The sequence below is a fragment of the Haloferax larsenii genome (assembly GCF_024730625.1).
GTDB classification, from domain to species: Archaea; Halobacteriota; Halobacteria; order Halobacteriales; family Haloferacaceae; genus Haloferax; species Haloferax larsenii.
Genome location: NZ_CP078063.1, coordinates 346,722 through 363,401, shown reverse-complemented (window position 1 = coordinate 363,401; position 16,680 = coordinate 346,722). Strand labels below are relative to the sequence as shown.

14 protein-coding genes, 1 tRNA gene and 2 pseudogenes are annotated in these 16,680 nt (G+C 63.1%); 12 read left to right on the top strand and 5 right to left on the bottom strand.

The genetic code is table 11. The features are described 5' to 3' along the window. The 3 genes from KU306_RS01970 (at nucleotide 1) to KU306_RS01960 (ending at nucleotide 2,799) form a co-directional block, all read left to right on the top strand. Nucleotides 1–1,386, top strand: coding sequence for a tubulin/FtsZ family protein (locus KU306_RS01970; protein WP_425499532.1), 1,386 nt, complete (start codon nucleotides 1–3; stop codon nucleotides 1,384–1,386). Next, complete coding sequence (locus tag KU306_RS01965; protein WP_258302712.1) at nucleotides 1,383–2,204, top strand: hypothetical protein; 822 nt, start codon at nucleotides 1,383–1,385, stop codon at nucleotides 2,202–2,204. Before KU306_RS01970 ends, KU306_RS01965 begins: the two co-directional genes overlap by 4 nt. Before the next feature lie 157 nt (nucleotides 2,205–2,361). After that, complete coding sequence (locus KU306_RS01960) at nucleotides 2,362–2,799, top strand: ester cyclase (RefSeq protein WP_258302711.1); 438 nt, start codon at nucleotides 2,362–2,364, stop codon at nucleotides 2,797–2,799. Nucleotides 2,800–2,959: 160 nt separating this feature from the next. Here KU306_RS01960 and KU306_RS01955 read toward each other — a convergent pair. Together KU306_RS01955 and KU306_RS01950 are read right to left on the bottom strand one after the other, a co-directional pair. Continuing rightward, nucleotides 2,960–3,044 (bottom strand) — tRNA-Leu (locus KU306_RS01955). A 40-nt stretch (nucleotides 3,045–3,084) separates the two neighbouring features. After that, complete coding sequence (locus KU306_RS01950; RefSeq protein ID WP_007542519.1) at nucleotides 3,085–3,429, bottom strand: ferredoxin; 345 nt, start codon at nucleotides 3,427–3,429, stop codon at nucleotides 3,085–3,087. A 294-nt stretch (nucleotides 3,430–3,723) separates the two neighbouring features. Here KU306_RS01950 and KU306_RS01945 point away from each other — a divergent pair, with 294 nt between their 5' ends. Further along, nucleotides 3,724–6,276, top strand: coding sequence for a methyl-accepting chemotaxis protein (locus KU306_RS01945; protein ID WP_258302710.1), 2,553 nt, complete (start codon nucleotides 3,724–3,726; stop codon nucleotides 6,274–6,276). A gap of 70 nt (nucleotides 6,277–6,346) precedes the next feature. Then, complete coding sequence (locus KU306_RS01940) at nucleotides 6,347–7,696, top strand: hypothetical protein (RefSeq protein ID WP_425499548.1); 1,350 nt, start codon at nucleotides 6,347–6,349, stop codon at nucleotides 7,694–7,696. Here the strand turns inward: KU306_RS01940 and KU306_RS01935 are convergent. Next, nucleotides 7,676–8,194 carry a peptidylprolyl isomerase gene (locus tag KU306_RS01935; protein ID WP_007542524.1) on the bottom strand — a complete coding sequence of 173 codons (519 nt, stop codon included), beginning with the start codon at nucleotides 8,192–8,194 and terminating at the stop codon, nucleotides 7,676–7,678. The genes KU306_RS01940 and KU306_RS01935 overlap by 21 nt on opposite strands. A 158-nt stretch (nucleotides 8,195–8,352) precedes the next feature. On the opposite strand from KU306_RS01935, the pseudogene KU306_RS01930 reads away from it, so the two are divergent. From KU306_RS01930 to KU306_RS01905, 6 genes and pseudogenes are all read left to right on the top strand, one after another. Then, nucleotides 8,353–8,478: pseudogene (locus KU306_RS01930) on the top strand (bile acid:sodium symporter family protein); the annotation flags it as partial. A 132-nt stretch (nucleotides 8,479–8,610) separates the two neighbouring features. Next, entirely contained in the window at nucleotides 8,611–9,816 is a 1,206-nt protein-coding gene (locus tag KU306_RS01925) for an RNA-guided endonuclease InsQ/TnpB family protein (protein WP_258302708.1), read from the top strand. Nucleotides 9,817–9,930: 114 nt separating this feature from the next. Next, nucleotides 9,931–10,506: pseudogene (locus KU306_RS01920) on the top strand (bile acid:sodium symporter family protein); the annotation flags it as partial. A gap of 130 nt (nucleotides 10,507–10,636) precedes the next feature. Continuing rightward, nucleotides 10,637–11,653: a succinylglutamate desuccinylase/aspartoacylase family protein gene (locus tag KU306_RS01915; protein WP_049918793.1), complete on the top strand. Its 1,017-nt coding sequence runs from the start codon at nucleotides 10,637–10,639 to the stop codon at nucleotides 11,651–11,653. A 113-nt stretch (nucleotides 11,654–11,766) separates the two neighbouring features. Then, the gene (locus KU306_RS01910; RefSeq protein WP_258302707.1) at nucleotides 11,767–12,648 is read left to right on the top strand and encodes a mechanosensitive ion channel family protein; all 882 of its coding nucleotides are present in this window, start codon (nucleotides 11,767–11,769) and stop codon (nucleotides 12,646–12,648) included. Between the two features lie 94 nt (nucleotides 12,649–12,742). Then, nucleotides 12,743–13,282, top strand: coding sequence for a hypothetical protein (locus KU306_RS01905; RefSeq protein ID WP_258302706.1), 540 nt, complete (start codon nucleotides 12,743–12,745; stop codon nucleotides 13,280–13,282). A gap of 114 nt (nucleotides 13,283–13,396) precedes the next feature. Here the strand turns inward: KU306_RS01905 and KU306_RS01900 are convergent, their stop codons facing one another. Further along, complete coding sequence (locus KU306_RS01900; protein ID WP_258302705.1) at nucleotides 13,397–14,464, bottom strand: anthranilate phosphoribosyltransferase; 1,068 nt, start codon at nucleotides 14,462–14,464, stop codon at nucleotides 13,397–13,399. A 131-nt stretch (nucleotides 14,465–14,595) separates the two neighbouring features. Here KU306_RS01900 and ahbB point away from each other — a divergent pair, with 131 nt between their 5' ends. After that, nucleotides 14,596–15,639, top strand: a complete 1,044-nt coding sequence (gene ahbB, locus KU306_RS01895; RefSeq protein WP_007542535.1) for a siroheme decarboxylase subunit beta — start codon at nucleotides 14,596–14,598, stop codon at nucleotides 15,637–15,639. Between the two features lie 40 nt (nucleotides 15,640–15,679). Here the strand turns inward: ahbB and KU306_RS01890 are convergent, their stop codons facing one another. Further along, complete coding sequence (locus KU306_RS01890; RefSeq protein WP_007542539.1) at nucleotides 15,680–16,543, bottom strand: CehA/McbA family metallohydrolase; 864 nt, start codon at nucleotides 16,541–16,543, stop codon at nucleotides 15,680–15,682. Between the last annotated feature and the right edge of the window lie 137 nt (nucleotides 16,544–16,680).

The following is a 16,680-nucleotide window of genomic DNA, read 5'->3' as shown; positions in this document are numbered from 1 at the left end:
GTGGAGCACGACGACTGCGGCTTCAGCCACGCGGACAACCGCCACGCGGAGCCTGGTGTCCACCTCTCGGGAGGTGAGGCTGTGAAACTGGCAGTCGTCGGCGTCGGGAACGCGGGGTGTCGCCTCGCGAATCAAATCCTCGAAACCGAGCAGACGACGGGTCGAGACCTCTGTAACGGCAACACGTTGCTCATCAACTCGACGGAGCCGACGTTCGACACGACAGCACACGTCCCCGAAGCGCGGCGACTGACGATTGGGGATGTCTACTGGGAAGCCGACGGCGCGGACATCGACGGCGACCCCGACCTCGCGGCCGAAATCGCACGCGAGGAGAAAAACGACATCATCCGCGCGTTCGACCACATCGAGTTCCACGAGGTCGATGGAATCTTGGTGATTGCCGGGCTCGGCCGGGGAACCGGCGGCGGTGCCGGTGCGGTCGTCATCGACCACCTGAAGGCAATCTGCGACGAGCCAGTCTACGCAGTCGGCGTGCTTCCCGCGGATTCGGAAGGCGAGCAAGAAGCACTGACTGCTGCGCGGTCGCTCCAGTCGTTCGTCTCGAAGGCTGACAACGTCATCGCCTTCGACAACGACGCGTGGCTCGATGGTGAGCGACCAACAGGTAGCGCGCCGGACAACCGTCTCGGAGACGACGAAGCCGGTTCTGAAGGCAACGACGCCAGTTCCGAAGACGACGACACAGCCGACGACGAAGCGTCTCCCTCGCGACCGGAGTCTGACGGCAGTGGCTATGCAACCGTCAACGCCGCGCTGGCCGAGCGACTCGTCGCGCTGTTCGCCGCTGGCGAGTTCCGCGACCCGTCGGCGGACGAATACCGAATGGACCCGAGCGACATCATTCGAGCGCTCGATACGGGTGGTGTCTCGACGATTGGGTACGCCTCGTTCGACCTCCCACAACCGGGCGGAATTCGCTCGTGGGTCCGCGCGCTGACCGACCGCTTCGCGTGGATTCCCGAACCCAGTTGGGTGTCTGCTCCGCCTCACAGCGACGAGGACACCCCAACTGACGCGGCGAAAATCAACAGACTCGTCCGCGAGGCCGCCCGGTCGAAGCTCACGCTTCCGTGTGAGATATCGAGCGCCGAGCGGGCGCTTGTCGTCCTCTCGGGGCCCTCGAAGACACTCTCCAGACAGGGGTTCGAAGGCGGCCGCTACTGGCTCGAAAAAGAGGCGGACATCGTCGACGTGATGGCCGGAGACGAACTGAACGAACGAGCGACGGCGCTCACGGCCGTGGTTCTGCTGTCGAACGTGACCGACGTCGACCGAATCGCGGAGATTCAGGAGACAGCGGTCGAGCACCAACAATCCCTGCGTACCGACGGGAAACAGTACGGTACGGCACGCTCCGAATGAACACCCCTGTCGACGACGACTGGCAACAGACGCCTGCGTGGGTTCCATCCCGCGTCGCCACCACCGTCCGAGCCATGCGTGTCGACCTGCACTGGTTGCACGCGAACTGGATGGAAGTGGCGTTCGCTCGGGACCGAGACGGAAACCACTCGGTGGTCGAAAACTGGAACGCACAGTCCAGTCGAAAACGCTGGGGGTACCGCCTGTGGGCAGTACTCGGCGCACTGCTCCTCGCCGTGGTGTACCCGCTTTTCGTCGTGGGTCTCGCGACCAGATTTTACGCCCACCGTATCGACCGTCTGACGGCGGGACTCGGATTCGTGGGCGTTGCACTCCTCTCGGCGCTCGTCTGGGGTGTGCTCACCGCCGCGACGTACGTCTCGTCTATCGCCTTCGAGGGGTTCGTCGCAGTCGGTGCCGCGGGCGTCGTCGCGACTGTCGCGGCCGTGCTCGCACTGCTTTTCACCCAGCGAGGCGGGCGAAAGACCACAGTCGGGCTTGCCTATCCATTGGGTGTCACCGCGCTGTTTCTCCCCCCGGTCGTCGCATCGCTCTACTCACCGACGCTGGCGTCGGTCGTGTTCCCGAGTTCGACGTCGCTGGCGATTTGGCTGTTGGACAACGTGCTCGACGTCGCCGGTATCGCCGCGTTCATCCGCAACACGTTCGAACTGCAGGGATTCGCGTACGTCGGTATGTGGTTCGTTCTCGCCATTCCGACGGGATGGGCACTCGGGCTACTCACCACCCTCGTCGACCGTGTCCGCACGCCTGATGACCCGGACCTCGACGAGCGAGGATCGAAGCTGTACAGGTAACCGAGACTCGCCGTCTCGGTTCTGCACTTCGGTCCTTCGCCGTCGTCGCTTAAGTGATGACTGTTAGCAAATGACTATGTCTTATCTCGTCGTATCTCAATATAGCGTCTGTTCGCCAGTAACGCGCGGTGGTGGACACGGGCGCTGGTGGGTACCCATGGCAACAGAAACGACGACAGAGACCAAACAGCAAGTCCTTCGGGAGTTCGAGGAGGCGTGGAACGGCAACGACCTCTCGGCGCTCGACGACCTGTACGCGGCAGACGTTCGCATCGCGACGGTCCGAACCGGGTCCGACGACACACTCGTCTCCCGGGACGACCTCAAGGAACTGTACAGCGAGTGGGACGACGCGTTCCCCGACGCGACGACCGAACTGCACGCGGTGGTCGCCGAAGACGACGCCGTGATGGTGTGGTGGTCCATCCACGGCACGCACGACGGGACGTTCCGCGGCATCGAACCGACCGGCAACCAAATCGACGTGGAAGGATTCAGCTACCGCCGCTTCGACGGCGGCCGTATCGCCGAGTCCAAGGACGCAGCGAGCATGACGACACTATTCGAGCAACTCGGGGTCGAACTGCCGGTTTGAGTGTCGAGGGGGTGGCTGCGGTCGGGGATTTTTTCAGGGTGTTGGGTGCGAGGGACGAGATTTGAACCACGGTCGCGCTGCTCGCTTCGCTCGCGTCGCTCCTTGGTTCAAATCTCTCTGGCCGCACTTGACACTCCTCACTGTCGTTCGCCGGTACAAGTGCGGGGGACGAGATTTGAACTCGCGAACCCCTACGGGAGCGGATCTTAAGTCCGCCGCTTTTGGCCTGGCTCAGCCACCCCCGCTCAGGCTATCGTTCTCGGAGGGACAGAAAAGTGCTTTCGTTTACCAGTCGACCGACAGCGTCCCGTCGCCGTCGGGGTCCGGGGAAATCTCCTCGTCCGTCCTGCGGTCGACGACGTGGATGACACCACGACCCTTCTTCGCCGGACAGACCTCCGCTGCGCGGATGTTCTCGTCGAGTTCGTCCTCGCCGACGAAGTACGACTTCGCACGGGCGAGTCCGGTTTCGAGGTCCATCTCCCAGTTGTCGGCGACTTCCGCACACCGCCCTGCTCCGAAGCATTTGTTTGCCTCGAAGATGATTTTATACGGCTTCTCGTCGACCGGTGGGGCGTTTTCGTCGGTTCCGAAGTCGCTCGGCTTGGGTTGCTGGGACTCCTCGCTCATCGGCGGTGATTACGACCCAGTGAACTTTGCGCTGTCGGTCGCCCGGTGACCGCACGCCTCGGTCGGTGGGCGAACACTCACCGATATGGAACGTTTTGGTGGCTGAACGAAACGCCGAATTTCGAACTGCCTCGAACGACCGAGCGTATCGTATTCGAGTCCAACAGAGTGTCTCCACAAGCGACTGAATCGGCAGGTTGATTTCTGATGAACGAACTCCGCGTAACAAATTCAAACTTCAATTCTGATATTCAGAGAGATGAACTTATCACATTCCGATAATCTCGTCCACCAATGACCGACGACAGGTATCTCCACAGACGGGTGTCGTCGATTCGTGCGACCGTGCGGGCCGTGCTCGGCGCACACGCGACTGACGACGAACAGAGTACAGAAGACCCCGCTCGGGGTGATTCCGAACAGAGTACAGAAGAATCCGCTCGGGGTGATTCATCCCGAAAACCTCGCCACGACGGCGGGACGGTCGAGTCTCCCGAAGCCAGACAGCGTCCCGACCGCGACGCCTCGTTGTCGCATCTCGACGATTTCTCAGATGCCATCGAGCAGTGCATCGAGGGCGACCTCACAGTCCGCGTCGACGTGCCGGACGACCCGGAACTCGCACGGCACGCGCAACTCCTCAATCAACTGTTCGACGAGTGGCAAACGTCGATGCGGAACGTCGACGCCTTCGCGGACCAGGTCGCCTCGTCGACAGCGATTGTCTCGAACGCTGTCGGCGACAGCCGCGGAGAGAGTCGCGCCGTCGCGGAGTCTGTCGACGATATCGCCGACGGTGCGACGCGGCAAAGCGAGAGCGTCGAAGAGGTCGCCGACGAGATGCGGAACCTCTCGGCGACAATCGAAGAGGTCGCGGCGTCGGCAGACGAAATCAGGCAGTCGACCGACGAAGCTGTCGCACGCGGCAGCGAGGGAAAACGCGCCGCCGAGGAGGCAATCCGCGAACTCGACGTTATCAGTGACCAGACCAGCGCGACGGTCTCCCGCGTCCGAGAACTCGACGAGCGAATCGACGAGATAACCGGTATCGCGGCGAAGATATCGGACATCGCGGAACAGACCAACATCCTCGCACTCAACGCCTCCATCGAGGCCGCACGCGCCGGTGAGGCGGGCGAGGGCTTCGCGGTCGTCGCCGAGGAGGTCAAGTCGCTCGCGGAGGAGACGCAGGCCGCGACCGAGGATATCGAAACGACCATCGAGGCGGTTCGAGCGCAGTCCGACGAGACGGTCGACGACATCACCGACACGAACGACCGACTCGAAGAGGGAAGCGAGACCATTCAAGACGCGCTCTCGGCTCTCGACGGTGTCGTCGAAGACCTCGAAGAGACGAACACCAGCCTCCACGAAATTAGCGATGCGACCGACTCGCAGGCGGCGACGTCACAGGAGGTCGTGAGCCAGGCCGACGAGGTCGGGAGCATCAGCGACGAGACCGCGACACTGGCGTCTGACGTGGCCGGCTCGGCTCGCCGACAGACGGTGTCGCTGTCCGAGGCGATGACGAAGATAAACACGCTCTCGGAGCAGGCAGACGACCTGCAAGCGTCAATCGACGACTACCGACTCCACTCGGCGACCGAGTCGGGACAAACTGTCGTCCAGTTCTGGCACGGGATGACCGGCGACACGGCGCTGGTTCTGGAGTCGCTCGTCGACGAGTTCAACGCGACTCACGACGGTGTCCGCGTCGAAACCGCGGCGAAGGGGAGCTATCGCGGGACGTTCGACGCGACGATGGCTGCCGCGCAGTCGGGAACGCCTCCGACAATCGCCCAACTCTACGAGGTCGGCACACAGCGGGCGCTCGACAGTGAGGCGTTTACGCCCGTCGAGTCAGTGCTTCCCGACACCTCGTTGGTGTCGTCTCTCGTCCCCGAACTCGCGAACTACTACCGACAGGACGGGACGCTCTGGTCGATGCCGTTCAATTCCTCGAATCCCGTCCTCTACTACAACGCGGATGCGTTCGACCGCGCCGGTCTCGACCCGGACGACCCACCAGAGACGTTCGATTCGGTGACGAAGGCGGCGGCGACAGTGAAGACGAACACGAACGCCGAGTACGGCGCGACGTGGGCGAACTACAGTTGGTTCGTCGAACAGTGGTTCGCTGCGGCGGGCGCGTGTCTCTTCGACGCCGACAACGGCCGAAACGGGACGGCGCGCACGCCCCATCTCGACGGCGAGGTCGCGAGAAGCGTGTTCGGATGGTGGCGCGACCTCGAACAGAACGACCTCCTGTACAATCCCGGCGTCGAAGCCAGGGGTGCCGCGAGAGAAGCGTTCCTCGACGGCCGTGCTGCGATGCTCGTCGACTCCAGTTCGAGCGCCATGTCTATCGTTCAGGGGGCCGAAGAGCGGGGCTTTACGACCAAGGTCGGAAAGTTCCCCGCGCCCGACTCGCGTGCGGGCGTCGTCGTCGGTGGTGCCTCGCTGTGGGTCGCAGACGAAGCCACAGACCAACAGCAGGCTGCCGCAGGCGAGTTCATCACGTGGTTGACCCAGCCCGAGCAACAACAGCAGTGGCACCAACACACCGGCTACTTCCCGGTTCACCGCCAGACGGAACAGCGTCTTCAGGACGCTGGCTGGTTCGACGAGCGACCCGGATTCGAAGTCGCGTTCGAACAACTGGCCGAGAGCGAAGATACGCCGGCGACTCGCGGCGCTCGTATCGGGCCGTTCACGACAGTTCGAACCATCGTCTCCGAAGGTCTCTCAGAACTGTTCGACGGTCGCGACCTCGACGCTGTCCTCGAGGCGATGGACGACCAGATAACGACTCGGCTTCGGGAGTACGAGTCGTCGAGCGAACACTGAACTCGTCGCCGACTCGCTTTTGGTCGCGTTCCCCGGTGCTTCTATCCGCGTTGCGGCCCTACGTTCGATGATGGGCCAGCCCCACCGCTCGCGCTTCTGTGACCGCTTTCGCGCCGCCTCCGCGAGCGAACGGAGACAGTTCGTCGCCGACCTCTGGGACGCTCGCGGTTGGGAGACGACTATCGAAGCCGACCTCGTCGTCGCTCGCCGGGGCAACGAGACGGTGCGGATTGCGGCCGAGAGCGGTCCATTCGGTGTTTCTCTGCCCTCTCAGCTCTCACGGCTCTCACGGCTCTCACGTTTCCTCCGACTTTCACACCCCTCCCGCCTCCCTCGACTTCGCCGCCTTTCACGTTTTTCCCCTCTCTCTGGCCCACCCCAAACCGCCGACGTGGTCGTCACGCTCGACGACGCCGAATCCACAGCCGCTCGTTGCATCTCACCCGGCGACCTGTACGAGATTGCCCGATACGGCATTCCCGAAGCGGACAGCAACGACCTCTTTCAGACTCACTTCGGCGATGCCCTCGACGACCCCGCACCAGAACTCCCTCGAACCCAGCGCACGCCCTCATCGACGGCGACGGCGCTCGGTCTCGTCGTCGCACTCGCAGTCCTGCTCGCCGTCGTCGGCCTTCCTGGGTCGCCGCTGGCGCTCGATGCCCAAACAGGCGAGACGCGACAGTCGCCTACAGCGGCGGGGACTCCTGAAGCGACACCCACGCCGGAACCGCGGGTGGTCGCCCCCGGTGTGACCTCGGCAGGCATTCAGAACGCCTCGGTTCTCGCGGCAGCACACCGCGACGCGGTGACGAATCACTCCTACGAGTGGACACTCGGCTATCGAGAGTCGATTGCGGGTGACGAGACCGGCCGCGAAGTCGAAGTCGTTCGCGTCGAGCGTCCGCACGTGTACTCCGTCGAAACCCAGCGTGCCGGGCGACTTCGGGCGTATCCACGCCCGACCTCGGCCGAAGATAGCTTCGCCGACGGGACGTACCGCTACAGTCGGCGACCGATGGAGCCCGACGGGTTCGCGGTTCGCGTCATCGACCCCGACGTTCTGGATGGTCCGGGGCGACAGGCGACGCGGGCAGAACGGTACGTCGAGTGGTATCTCTCGACTGGCGACTCTCGCGTCGTGAACACGACGACCGACGGTGGGATGCGAGTCTATCGCGTCGTCGGTCGTGGCACCGACTTCCCTCGCTCTCGGCAGTACGAGGTCGTCGCGTTGGTCGAAGAAGACGGGTTCGTTCGGTCGCTGACAGTGACCTACGAGACGCGCGATGGTCTCGGAATCACCGTCTGGTTCGAGTACGACGACGTCGACGAGACGAGAATCGAGACACCGCCGTGGGTGTCTCCAATCGGTCGGTCGACGCCCGCGACAGTCGCGTTACTGTTCGATGTCGACTGATTCGAGGACGACGTCGGACACCGGCTTGTCGTTGCTGTCGGTCGGAACCGAACCGATGTCTTCGACGACGTCCATCCCGTCTGTGACCTTTCCGAAGACGGCGTGTTTGCCGTCGAGGTGCGGCTGAGCGTCGAGCGTGATGAAGAACTGCGAGCCGTTCGTGTTGGGGCCGCGGTTCGCCATCGACAGGACACCGGGGCCGTCGTGGCTGAGGTCAGAGTGGAACTCGTCGTCGAACGTGTAGCCGGGGCCGCCGCGGCCGGTTCCGGTCGGGTCCCCACCCTGAATCATGAAGTTGTCGATGATTCGGTGGAAGAGGATGTCCTCGTAGAGCGGCTCGCCCTCTTTCGTCTCGTCGGTCTCGGGGTGGACCCACGTCTTCTCGCCTGTGGCGAGGCCGACGAAGTTCTCGACCGTGTTCGGAACCTTGTCTTCGAACAGTTCGACCGTGATATCGCCCTTGTTCGTGTGGAGCGTGGCGGTTGGGTTGTCGCTCATGGTTCCACCGTCGGGCGGACGGGTGAAAACCGTGCCGCCTCACACTCTGGTGGGACGACCGATAGAACTAATTGTCATTCGACAACGACTATCACGGGAGGAGTTATCAACTAATTGTGATTTCTTTCGGCAGCGCGATGCTGTCTGCGCTCCGGCGACTCTCGGAGCTCGCAAACACCTACTTCGTCGGCCTCGTGCTCGTCGGTGCGGCCCCCGGTGGAACCGCATCGAACGTCATGGCGTATCTCGGGAAAGGTGACGTTGCGCTCTCGGTGGCTATCTCCTTTTGAGGAAAGAATCCCGCCCTTTAGGGCGGGAGTGAATCCGACAAGTCCTCTTCAGTCCACCGTCGATTGCAGACCGGATATTCAACGCTAATCCGCACCATTAAGTAGGATTTTCTACATAGTCTATGTATGGCGATTCAAGTCACTCGCACCTACGTTGCTTCCATTCGGAACCAGCAACAGGTCAAGAGTGACTTGGACTCGCTCGGGTTCGCCGCCTCGAAACTCTGGAACATCGCACGTTGGACGTGCGACCGTATCTGGAGCGAAACAGGGACAATCCCCGAGGATGGCCCGCTTAAGGCATACCTGAAGACCCACGAACGCTACGCCGACCTCAATTCTCAGTCGAGTCAGCGAGTCATCGAAGAACTCGCTGAAGCGTTCAAAGGGTGGTACGCCAAGCGCCGAAACGGGGACGACCGCGCAAACCCACCGAAGTACAGAAAACACAACGGCGACCACCCGCGTTCAACGGTTACATTCAAAGAAGACGGCTTCAAACACGACTCAAAGAACAACCGGATTCGGCTCTCCAAAGGTCGAAACCTGAAAGAACACTGGTCGGACTTCATTCTCTGTGAAATCGAGGCCGAGTCTCCCGGCAACGAAACCGCTGGCATCGACCTCGGTATCAAGAACTTAGCCGCCGTCTCATACTCCACAGGAGACCACGAGTTGTATCCGGGGAACGCCCTCAAGACCGACGAACGCTACTTCGCCAAGGAGATAGCGAAGTGCAACTCATCTCGGTCGAATAAGGCACTCTGGCTTCGCAGGAAGCGTTCCGAGCGTCGGTCGCACTACCTGCACGCCGTCACCAGACACATCGTCGAAGAGTGCGTTGAGCGCGGGGTTGGAACGATTGCTGTCGGGAACCTCGAAGGCATCCGTGAAGATGACGAAACGGGCGAGGTTCGGAACTGGGGCGACCGTGGCAACGAAGGCCTACACAGGTGGGCGTTCGACCGCTTCACGAACCTGCTCACGTACAAGGCGAAAGCCGAAGGCATCGCCGTCGTTGTGGTGAGTGAGCGCGACACCTCGAAGACGTGTTCGTGCTGTGGACAGAAACGAGATGCCAATCGTGTAGAACGTGGCTTGTACGTCTGTCGTGGGTGTAACGCCGTGATGAACGCTGACTCGAATGGTGCAGAGAACATTCGGTGTCGGTTAGACCAAGCAGAAAAGGTAACTCTGAGTCCTCGGTCTTCCGAGGATAGGAGTAGCGGGCGTGTGGCACGTCCAGTAGTCAACCTGTTCCGTCGTGGAGAACACGACCCGAGTTGTGGACAGGGGACGTTCGCTGAACAAGCGAGCATCTGCGAACCGTAAATATCCCAACGCGGTACGGGAAGCCCCGTCCTCAGAACGGCTGTGCCGTTCTGATGGGCTGCACAAGACGCTCTGCGTCTTGTGAACGCCGTTCACGGCGGGGAGGATGTCACTACGACTGTGACGACGCTGGCCGCGCCGCTCGTCATGCCTGCGTGGGTCGTCGTGCTCGCCGGAGAACAGCTACAGGTCGGATTTATGGACCTGTTCGTCAACATCCTCCAAATCGTCTTCATCCCCGTCGTGTTCGGCTTCGGCCTCCGCCTCGCGCTCGATAGGTTCGCGCCCTCGGTTGCCGAGGTCGGCCTCGACGTGTTCCCGCTCGTCTCGGTCGTGACTATCGTCGCCATCGTCGCGGCGGTTGTCGGCCTCAACGTGGACACCATCCTCGGCGCGGGCGTCGCAGCCATCTCAGCCGTCGTCCTGCACAATGCCATCGGTCTCGGAACGGGGTACGGAACGGGGCGGCTCGCCGGGATGTCCCCCGACCGCGTTCGGACGACGACGTTCGAAGTCGGCCTGCAGAACAGCGGGCTGGCGGCCGCACTCGCGCTGTCGTTTTTCTCACCGGCCGCGGCGCTTCCGCCCGCGCTCTTCAGCGTCTGGCACAACGTCACCGGGCCGCTCTTAGCGAGTTACTTCTCCCGCAGCGAGAGCGCTGCTGTCGGTGCCACGCCTGCTGACGACTGATATTCCGAAGCGGTTCCCGACCGATATCGGGCAGTCACTCTCGACCGATATCCGACAGCGGTTCTCGGCCACGTCCTTCCCCATTCTGTCGCCCCCTAACTACAAGACGACACACTGCGATGCCTCGAACATGCACTCTGCGGAGACCGTGACGCTCGCCCGGCTCCCCTCCGGCGTCCCGGTACAGACGACGGTTCACACTTACGAGCCAGCCGACGGCGCGGACGGGCCGACGCTGTACGTGCAAGCCGCCCAGCACGGCCGCGAGATAAACGGCACCGAGGTCCTTCGACGACTGCACAGCCAACTCGAACGCGCCGACCTCACGGGTCGCATCGTCGCAGTCCCGGTCGCCGACCCGCTCACGTTCGACCGCGTCTCGTACGCGACGCCGGAAGCACTCGATTCCGTCAACTCGAACATGAACCGCGTCTGGCCCGGTGACGCCGACGGCACGCTCCACGAACGCATGGCAGCCAAACTCTGGGAGTTCGCCGGGAGCGCCGACGCTATCGTCGACCTTCACACCGGAAGCCCGGACATGCTCACGCACACGGTCTACCGCAAGCACGACGACCAGTCACGAGAACTCGCCGAGGCCTTCGGTGTCGACCTCCTGCTCGCGGAGGCTGCGGGCGAAGACGCCGAAGAGGAGTGGTCCGAACGCAACTTCGGCGGGAAACTCCGCGTCGCGGCGACCGACGCCGGAATCCCCTCTATCACGCCGGAACTCGCCCACAACAAGCAACTCGTCGAACCCGCTATCGTCGCGGGCGTCGAGGGCGTACTCAACGTCGCCCGAGACATGGGCATCCTCGGCGGCGCGGTCGAACCGTGGGACGGCCAGACCTACCGGAATCACCTCGGTCGTGTCACCGCCGAAACCTCCGGGCTGTTCGTCGCGCGCGAAGACCTCCAACTGGGCCGCGAGGTCCGCCCCGGCGACCACCTCGGCTGGGTGTACGACCCGACGACGTACAACGTGCTCCAGGAAGTCGAAGCCGAGCGTGCCGGTGTCGTCTACTCTATCACCCGCGAAGCGACCGTGACGGCCGGAAAGACACTCGTCGGCGTCGCGCTCCCGCTTGACGACGGTCTCGACGAAGACGACCCCTTCGAAGACAGCGACGACGCGTTCGAAATATAGATTCGCCCACTTCTCGCGGTGGATTTCCCACGTTCTCTCCCGGTCGGCGGTTCGTCTCTCCTGCCAATCCGTAGTAAATAATTACTATCTCCGCCTACATTTAACAATGTCTTATGTTACCACTTCAACTGGGCGTCTCGCTCGACCCCCAGCAGTACGTCCCGCAACTCGTCAGTGCAGCCACGGCGGTCCTGTTGTTCGTCGTCGTGTTCGCCGTCATCTACCTCCTCGGGAAGTCCTTCATGACCCGGGCGGTCGAAGAGGGCCTCAGACGCCGCGGCTTCGACGAGACGATTATCGGACTCGCGGTGAGTACCACGGTGGTCGTCACCGCTGTCGTCGCAGTCGCGCTGGCCGCGACAGTCGCTGGCTTCGGCGTCGTGCTCGCGGCGTTCGCGACGTTGGGTGGTGCCCTCGCCCTCGCGGTCGGCTTCGCCGCACAGGACCTCATCGCGAACTTCGTCGCCGGGGTGTTCATCATCCAAGACGAGCCGTTCACCGTCGGCGACTGGATCGAGTGGGACGGAAACAGTGGAGTGGTTCGTGAGATTCAACTGCGGGTGACGAAGTTGGACACCTTCGACAACGAACTGGTGACCGTCCCGAACAGCGACCTCGCGAACGCGGCAGTGGTCAACAACGTGGCGAACGACCAGCGCCGGGTGTCGGTCGGCTTCGGAATCGGATACGACGACGATATCGGGCAGGCGCGCGACGCCATCGTCGACGTCGGGTCGCAAATCGAGGGCGTCCTCGACGACCCCGAACCGACGGCCCCCGTCACGGAACTGGGTGACTCGGCGGTCGTCCTCTCGGGCCGAATCTGGATTGACCCGAACGCGAGCAGTTACGGCGCGGTGCGCGCGAAATTCGTCGAGGCGGTCAAAGAGCGGTTCGACGCCGAGGGAATCGACATGCCGTACCCCAACACCGAACTCTCGGGCGGCCTCGAAGTCACGAATATCGACGGGGCGGCGGGGGCGACGAGCGACTGAGCGTTCGTCTATCGACCGGCCCGTAGGTTGCCGTGACTCGCCACTCCAAAATGTGAGTCAGAAAACATTTATTGGGCGTGGGACGAGTCGTCCCATGCAACGGCGTTCGTTTCTCGCTGCGGTTGGATTAGGAACAGTTGGGTCACTCGCTGGCTGCGCTGCCCCGTATGCAGTTCCCCGGAGTCGGTTCGATTCCGACGCAGACTGTCCCGCTGGCGTCGCCTTGTGCTATCACGAGGTCGGCGACGAGGCGGTATTTCTGGCCCCGAAACGCGAGCGTGTCGAGATGGGTGGGTCTGCAGGGTTCGTTCTCGTAAACCGTCAGTCGTCGTCGCTTCTCATCGGCCCGGACCACTGGCGACTCCGAAAAAAGGAGGACGATGACTGGGTCACGATTCCTCGGGACCCGTTTGTCGATGTCGGGCAGTCGGTTCCGCCGTACGGGACCGCCGAGTGGACGGTCCCCGTCACAGCAGACGACTCAGTGCCGACAGAAGACTCTGATACTGACTGGGTTGCCACGGAGACCGAGTTTTCTCCCGGTCGCTACTGCTTCGAACTCGTGGGTGTTCCCGTCCCGGAAGCCGGTGAGCGGTCGCTCGGTGCGCTGTTCGACGTGGTCGAACCGCAGTGAGACTTAGTGGGTGACGCATTCGCCGCTGGTTTGGTGCACTGACGTACCACTGCTCGCGGAGGTGGGGTGGTCTGCTCGGACGTGCTGCAGAAAAAGCGGTCGTAGGGTCGAACTTCAGAACGCGCGCAGGTCTTCGAGCACGTCGGCCGCAGCGCCGGTGTCGATTGCCTCGCGGGCCATCTCCAGACCCTCGTCGATGGAGTCGGCGTCTTCGCGGGCGTAGATGCGCAGTGCGGCGTTGAGGGCGACGGCGTCGGCAAAGCGGTCCTCGCGCTCGCCGGAGAGGACGGATTCCGTAATCTCAGCGGAGTCGCCCGCAACGTCGTCTTCGTCTACTCCGAGGTCGTCGTACTCGAAGTCCATGCCGTACTCGGCCGTCTCGATTTCGAAGTCGTCGAACTCGCCGTCGGTCCACTCTGCGACCTTCGTGTATCCGGGGCGGATGTCGTCGTAGCCTTCCATGCCCTGGAACATGACGACGCGCTGGAGGTCGTGGTGCTCGCTCGCCTCGAAGGTGTTCACCATCTTCTTCGCGAACGCGAGGTGGTAGAACGACCCGAGGTGCGTCGAGGCGTTCGCCGGGTTGGCGATGGTCTCGATGGTGTTGACGAAGGTGCGGACACCCATGTTGTCGCGGCGCTCCCACAGGTCGTGGATGGCGGGGTTGAACGCTGGCTGGTAGTAGAAGCCGAAGCCGGTGTCGTCCACCATGTCGGCGGATTCGTCGGGGTCGAGTTCCGTGCGGACGCCGAGTTCGTCGAGGACGTGCTTGTAGGCGTCCTGCTTCTGCGTCGGGACGCGGTCGCCGGAGTGGACGACGACCGGCGTTCCGGCCGCAGCGGCGGTGACACCGGCTGCGACACCGAGAATTGCCGTCTTGCCCTTGCCGTCGTAGTTCGCGCCGCAGTCGACGGGGTCGACCTTCGGTTCGGCGTACTGGACGTGCTCGGCCATCACGTCCGTGTAGGCGGCGAGTTCCTCGGCGTTGTTGTGTTTCCAGCGGTTCGCGAGCCAGAACGCACCGAGCGTCGTGTGGTCGGGTTCGTCGGCGAGGATGCGGCGCATCGCCTCCATCGCCTGCGCCCGCGTCATGTCCTCGGCGGATTTGGTCCCGGTGCCGACGACTTCGGTCATCAGACGTTTCAGCGGCCACTCTCCGAACTCGGTGTCGGCTGCTGCCATAGTCGAGAGTTCGGCCGAACGCGCAAAAAACGTCCTGTTCGGTCCCGCGATTCGAGGAGCATCTTTCCGGTCGTCCCGATGTGTCGCGTCCGTCCGAAAGCGATACGCCCCCCGACTCCTAAGCCCGGGCAATGAGCGCCCTCTCGGACGACTGGCGAGCGGACCTCGACGAGGTCGACGCCGCACTCATCGACGACTACCAGAGTGGCTTCCCGGTCGAAGCGAACCCGTTCCGCGCTGTCGCCGCGGACCTCGGCATCGACGAAGCCGACGCCCTCGACCGCGTCCGTCGCCTCCGCGAACAGGGTATCTTCCGGCGATTCGGTGCCGTCCTCAACCCACCAGTCATCGGGAGTTCGACTCTCGCTGCCGTCTCGGCACCCGAAGACAGATTCGACGAGGTCGCCGAGGTCATCAACGGCTACCGGCAAGTGAACCACAACTACCGCCGCGACCACGAGTGGAACATGTGGTTCGTCGTCACCGCCGGGTCGCGGGAGACCCGCGACCGCATCCTCTCGGAAATCGAGGAACGAACCGGCTGTGAGGTTCTCACCCTCCCGATGCTCACGGACTACTACATCGACCTCGAATTCCCCGTGATGAACGAGGACCGATTCGCCCGCGAGAGCCTCGAACAGACGGCCGTGAGCGCGACTCGCATCTCCGAGAACGCGACGGGCGACCTCTCGGACCTCGACGCTCGCCTCCTCGTGGAGATTCAAGACGGCTTCCCGCTGTCGGAGACGCCCTACGCAGACGTCGCCGAGCGCATCGACGCCGACACCGACGAGGTCGTCGCGGCCATCGAACGCCTCGTCGACGACGGCTGTATCAAGCGCATCGGCTGTATCGTCAACCACGTCGTCACCGGGTTCAGAAACAACTGCATGGTCGTCTGGGACGTGCCGGACGACGAACTCGACGCCCGCGGTGAGGAGGTCGGAAGCCTCCCGTACGTTACGCTCTGTTATCACCGCCCGCGACGACCCGAGCAGGACTGGCCGTACAACCTCTTTACCATGATTCACGGCCGTGAGGCCGACGCCGTGGACGCGAAAATCGACGAACTCGCCGCCGACTACCTGCCGTTCGACCACGAGCGACTCTACTCGACGGAGACGCTGAAACAAACCGGCGCACAGTACGAAGCTCTCGTGAGTTCGGACGACTGAAGAAGTCCCTCCGAAACAGGCCCCACTGCGATTGCCCGGGCTACCGCGACGAGAACCGCGACAATAACTGGATGCCAGCGAGCGCGCCGCGCTTGGCGAGATAGCCGCTCTTGAGTGCGCCAATCTTGGCGTAGTAGCCCGATTTGAAGGCTCCCTTCTTCGCGAGAATCGCACTGACGAGCGCCCCCTGTTTCGCGTAGTACGCCGACTTCCGGCCCGCCGCGCCGACGTAGTGTTTCGTACTCGTCGGAATCGGCGTTCGTCGGCCCTGCACCGCCGTCGAACCGTTGCGAATCGCGTCGAGGATGTGGTCGGCCGTGAGCGACGCGCGCGACACGTCCGGAATCTCTATCTCGGTGTACGCGCGGCCGACGTACCCGACCTTGTGGGCGTCGCTCCCGGCGACACCCGGATAGTTGCGCTCGCGCGCGAACCGTCGGCCGCGGCGGTTCTTGTACCCCGTAAAGAGCCACGAGTTGTAGGTCTCGATGGCGTCGAACGCGTCGCCGTCGGCGGTCTCGTCGTAGCGCGCGAGTCGCTTGCGACGGACGCCGTGACGACTTCGCTGGAAGGGGTGCGGGACGATGGCGACGCCGCCGCGGTCGCGAATCCACTGCGCAGTCTCGTCGAGGGGTTGTCGGCGTGGCGGAAGCTCTTCGACACCCAGGGCCAGGAGGTGGCCGTCGGCTGTCGATACCTCGACGCCGGGGATACCGACGAGGCCGTACATCGGCGCGAGTTGCGCCGCCCGGATGGACTCGTGGATGACGTCGTGGTCGGTGATGACGACGGCGTCGAGGCCGATTTCCGCGGCCTGCTCCAAGATGAGTTCCACCGGGTCCTCGGCGTCGTAGGAACCTTCTGAGTGGACGTGGGGGTCAATTCGGACGGTCAGCGAAGACACACCTGTTGCTATGAAGTACGGGACGAAAAATGCATGCCCGACTCGTGCTAGCGTTTAGCTATATGTTTTCGAACGGGATTTTGGGGACTGCGCCCGCGAGACGCGCAAATACGGTGCTCTCCGATAATTGACAGCCA

What these genes read in the sequence shown, in the direction of transcription:
- KU306_RS01940 (WP_425499548.1), top strand. Translation starts at nt 6,347, where the DNA reads ATGGGCCAGCCCCACCGCTCGCGCTTCTGTGACCGCTTTCGCGCCGCC.
- KU306_RS01950 (WP_007542519.1), bottom strand. Translation starts at nt 3,429, where the DNA reads ATGAGCGAGGAGTCCCAGCAACCCAAGCCGAGCGACTTCGGAACCGAC.
- KU306_RS01905 (WP_258302706.1), top strand. Translation starts at nt 12,743, where the DNA reads ATGCAACGGCGTTCGTTTCTCGCTGCGGTTGGATTAGGAACAGTTGGG.
- KU306_RS01925 (WP_258302708.1), top strand. Translation starts at nt 8,611, where the DNA reads ATGGCGATTCAAGTCACTCGCACCTACGTTGCTTCCATTCGGAACCAG.
- KU306_RS01915 (WP_049918793.1), top strand. Translation starts at nt 10,637, where the DNA reads ATGCACTCTGCGGAGACCGTGACGCTCGCCCGGCTCCCCTCCGGCGTC.
- KU306_RS01945 (WP_258302710.1), top strand. Translation starts at nt 3,724, where the DNA reads ATGACCGACGACAGGTATCTCCACAGACGGGTGTCGTCGATTCGTGCG.
- KU306_RS01965 (WP_258302712.1), top strand. Translation starts at nt 1,383, where the DNA reads ATGAACACCCCTGTCGACGACGACTGGCAACAGACGCCTGCGTGGGTT.
- KU306_RS01910 (WP_258302707.1), top strand. Translation starts at nt 11,767, where the DNA reads ATGTTACCACTTCAACTGGGCGTCTCGCTCGACCCCCAGCAGTACGTC.
- KU306_RS01900 (WP_258302705.1), bottom strand. Translation starts at nt 14,464, where the DNA reads ATGGCAGCAGCCGACACCGAGTTCGGAGAGTGGCCGCTGAAACGTCTG.
- KU306_RS01960 (WP_258302711.1), top strand. Translation starts at nt 2,362, where the DNA reads ATGGCAACAGAAACGACGACAGAGACCAAACAGCAAGTCCTTCGGGAG.
- ahbB (WP_007542535.1), top strand. Translation starts at nt 14,596, where the DNA reads ATGAGCGCCCTCTCGGACGACTGGCGAGCGGACCTCGACGAGGTCGAC.
- KU306_RS01935 (WP_007542524.1), bottom strand. Translation starts at nt 8,194, where the DNA reads ATGAGCGACAACCCAACCGCCACGCTCCACACGAACAAGGGCGATATC.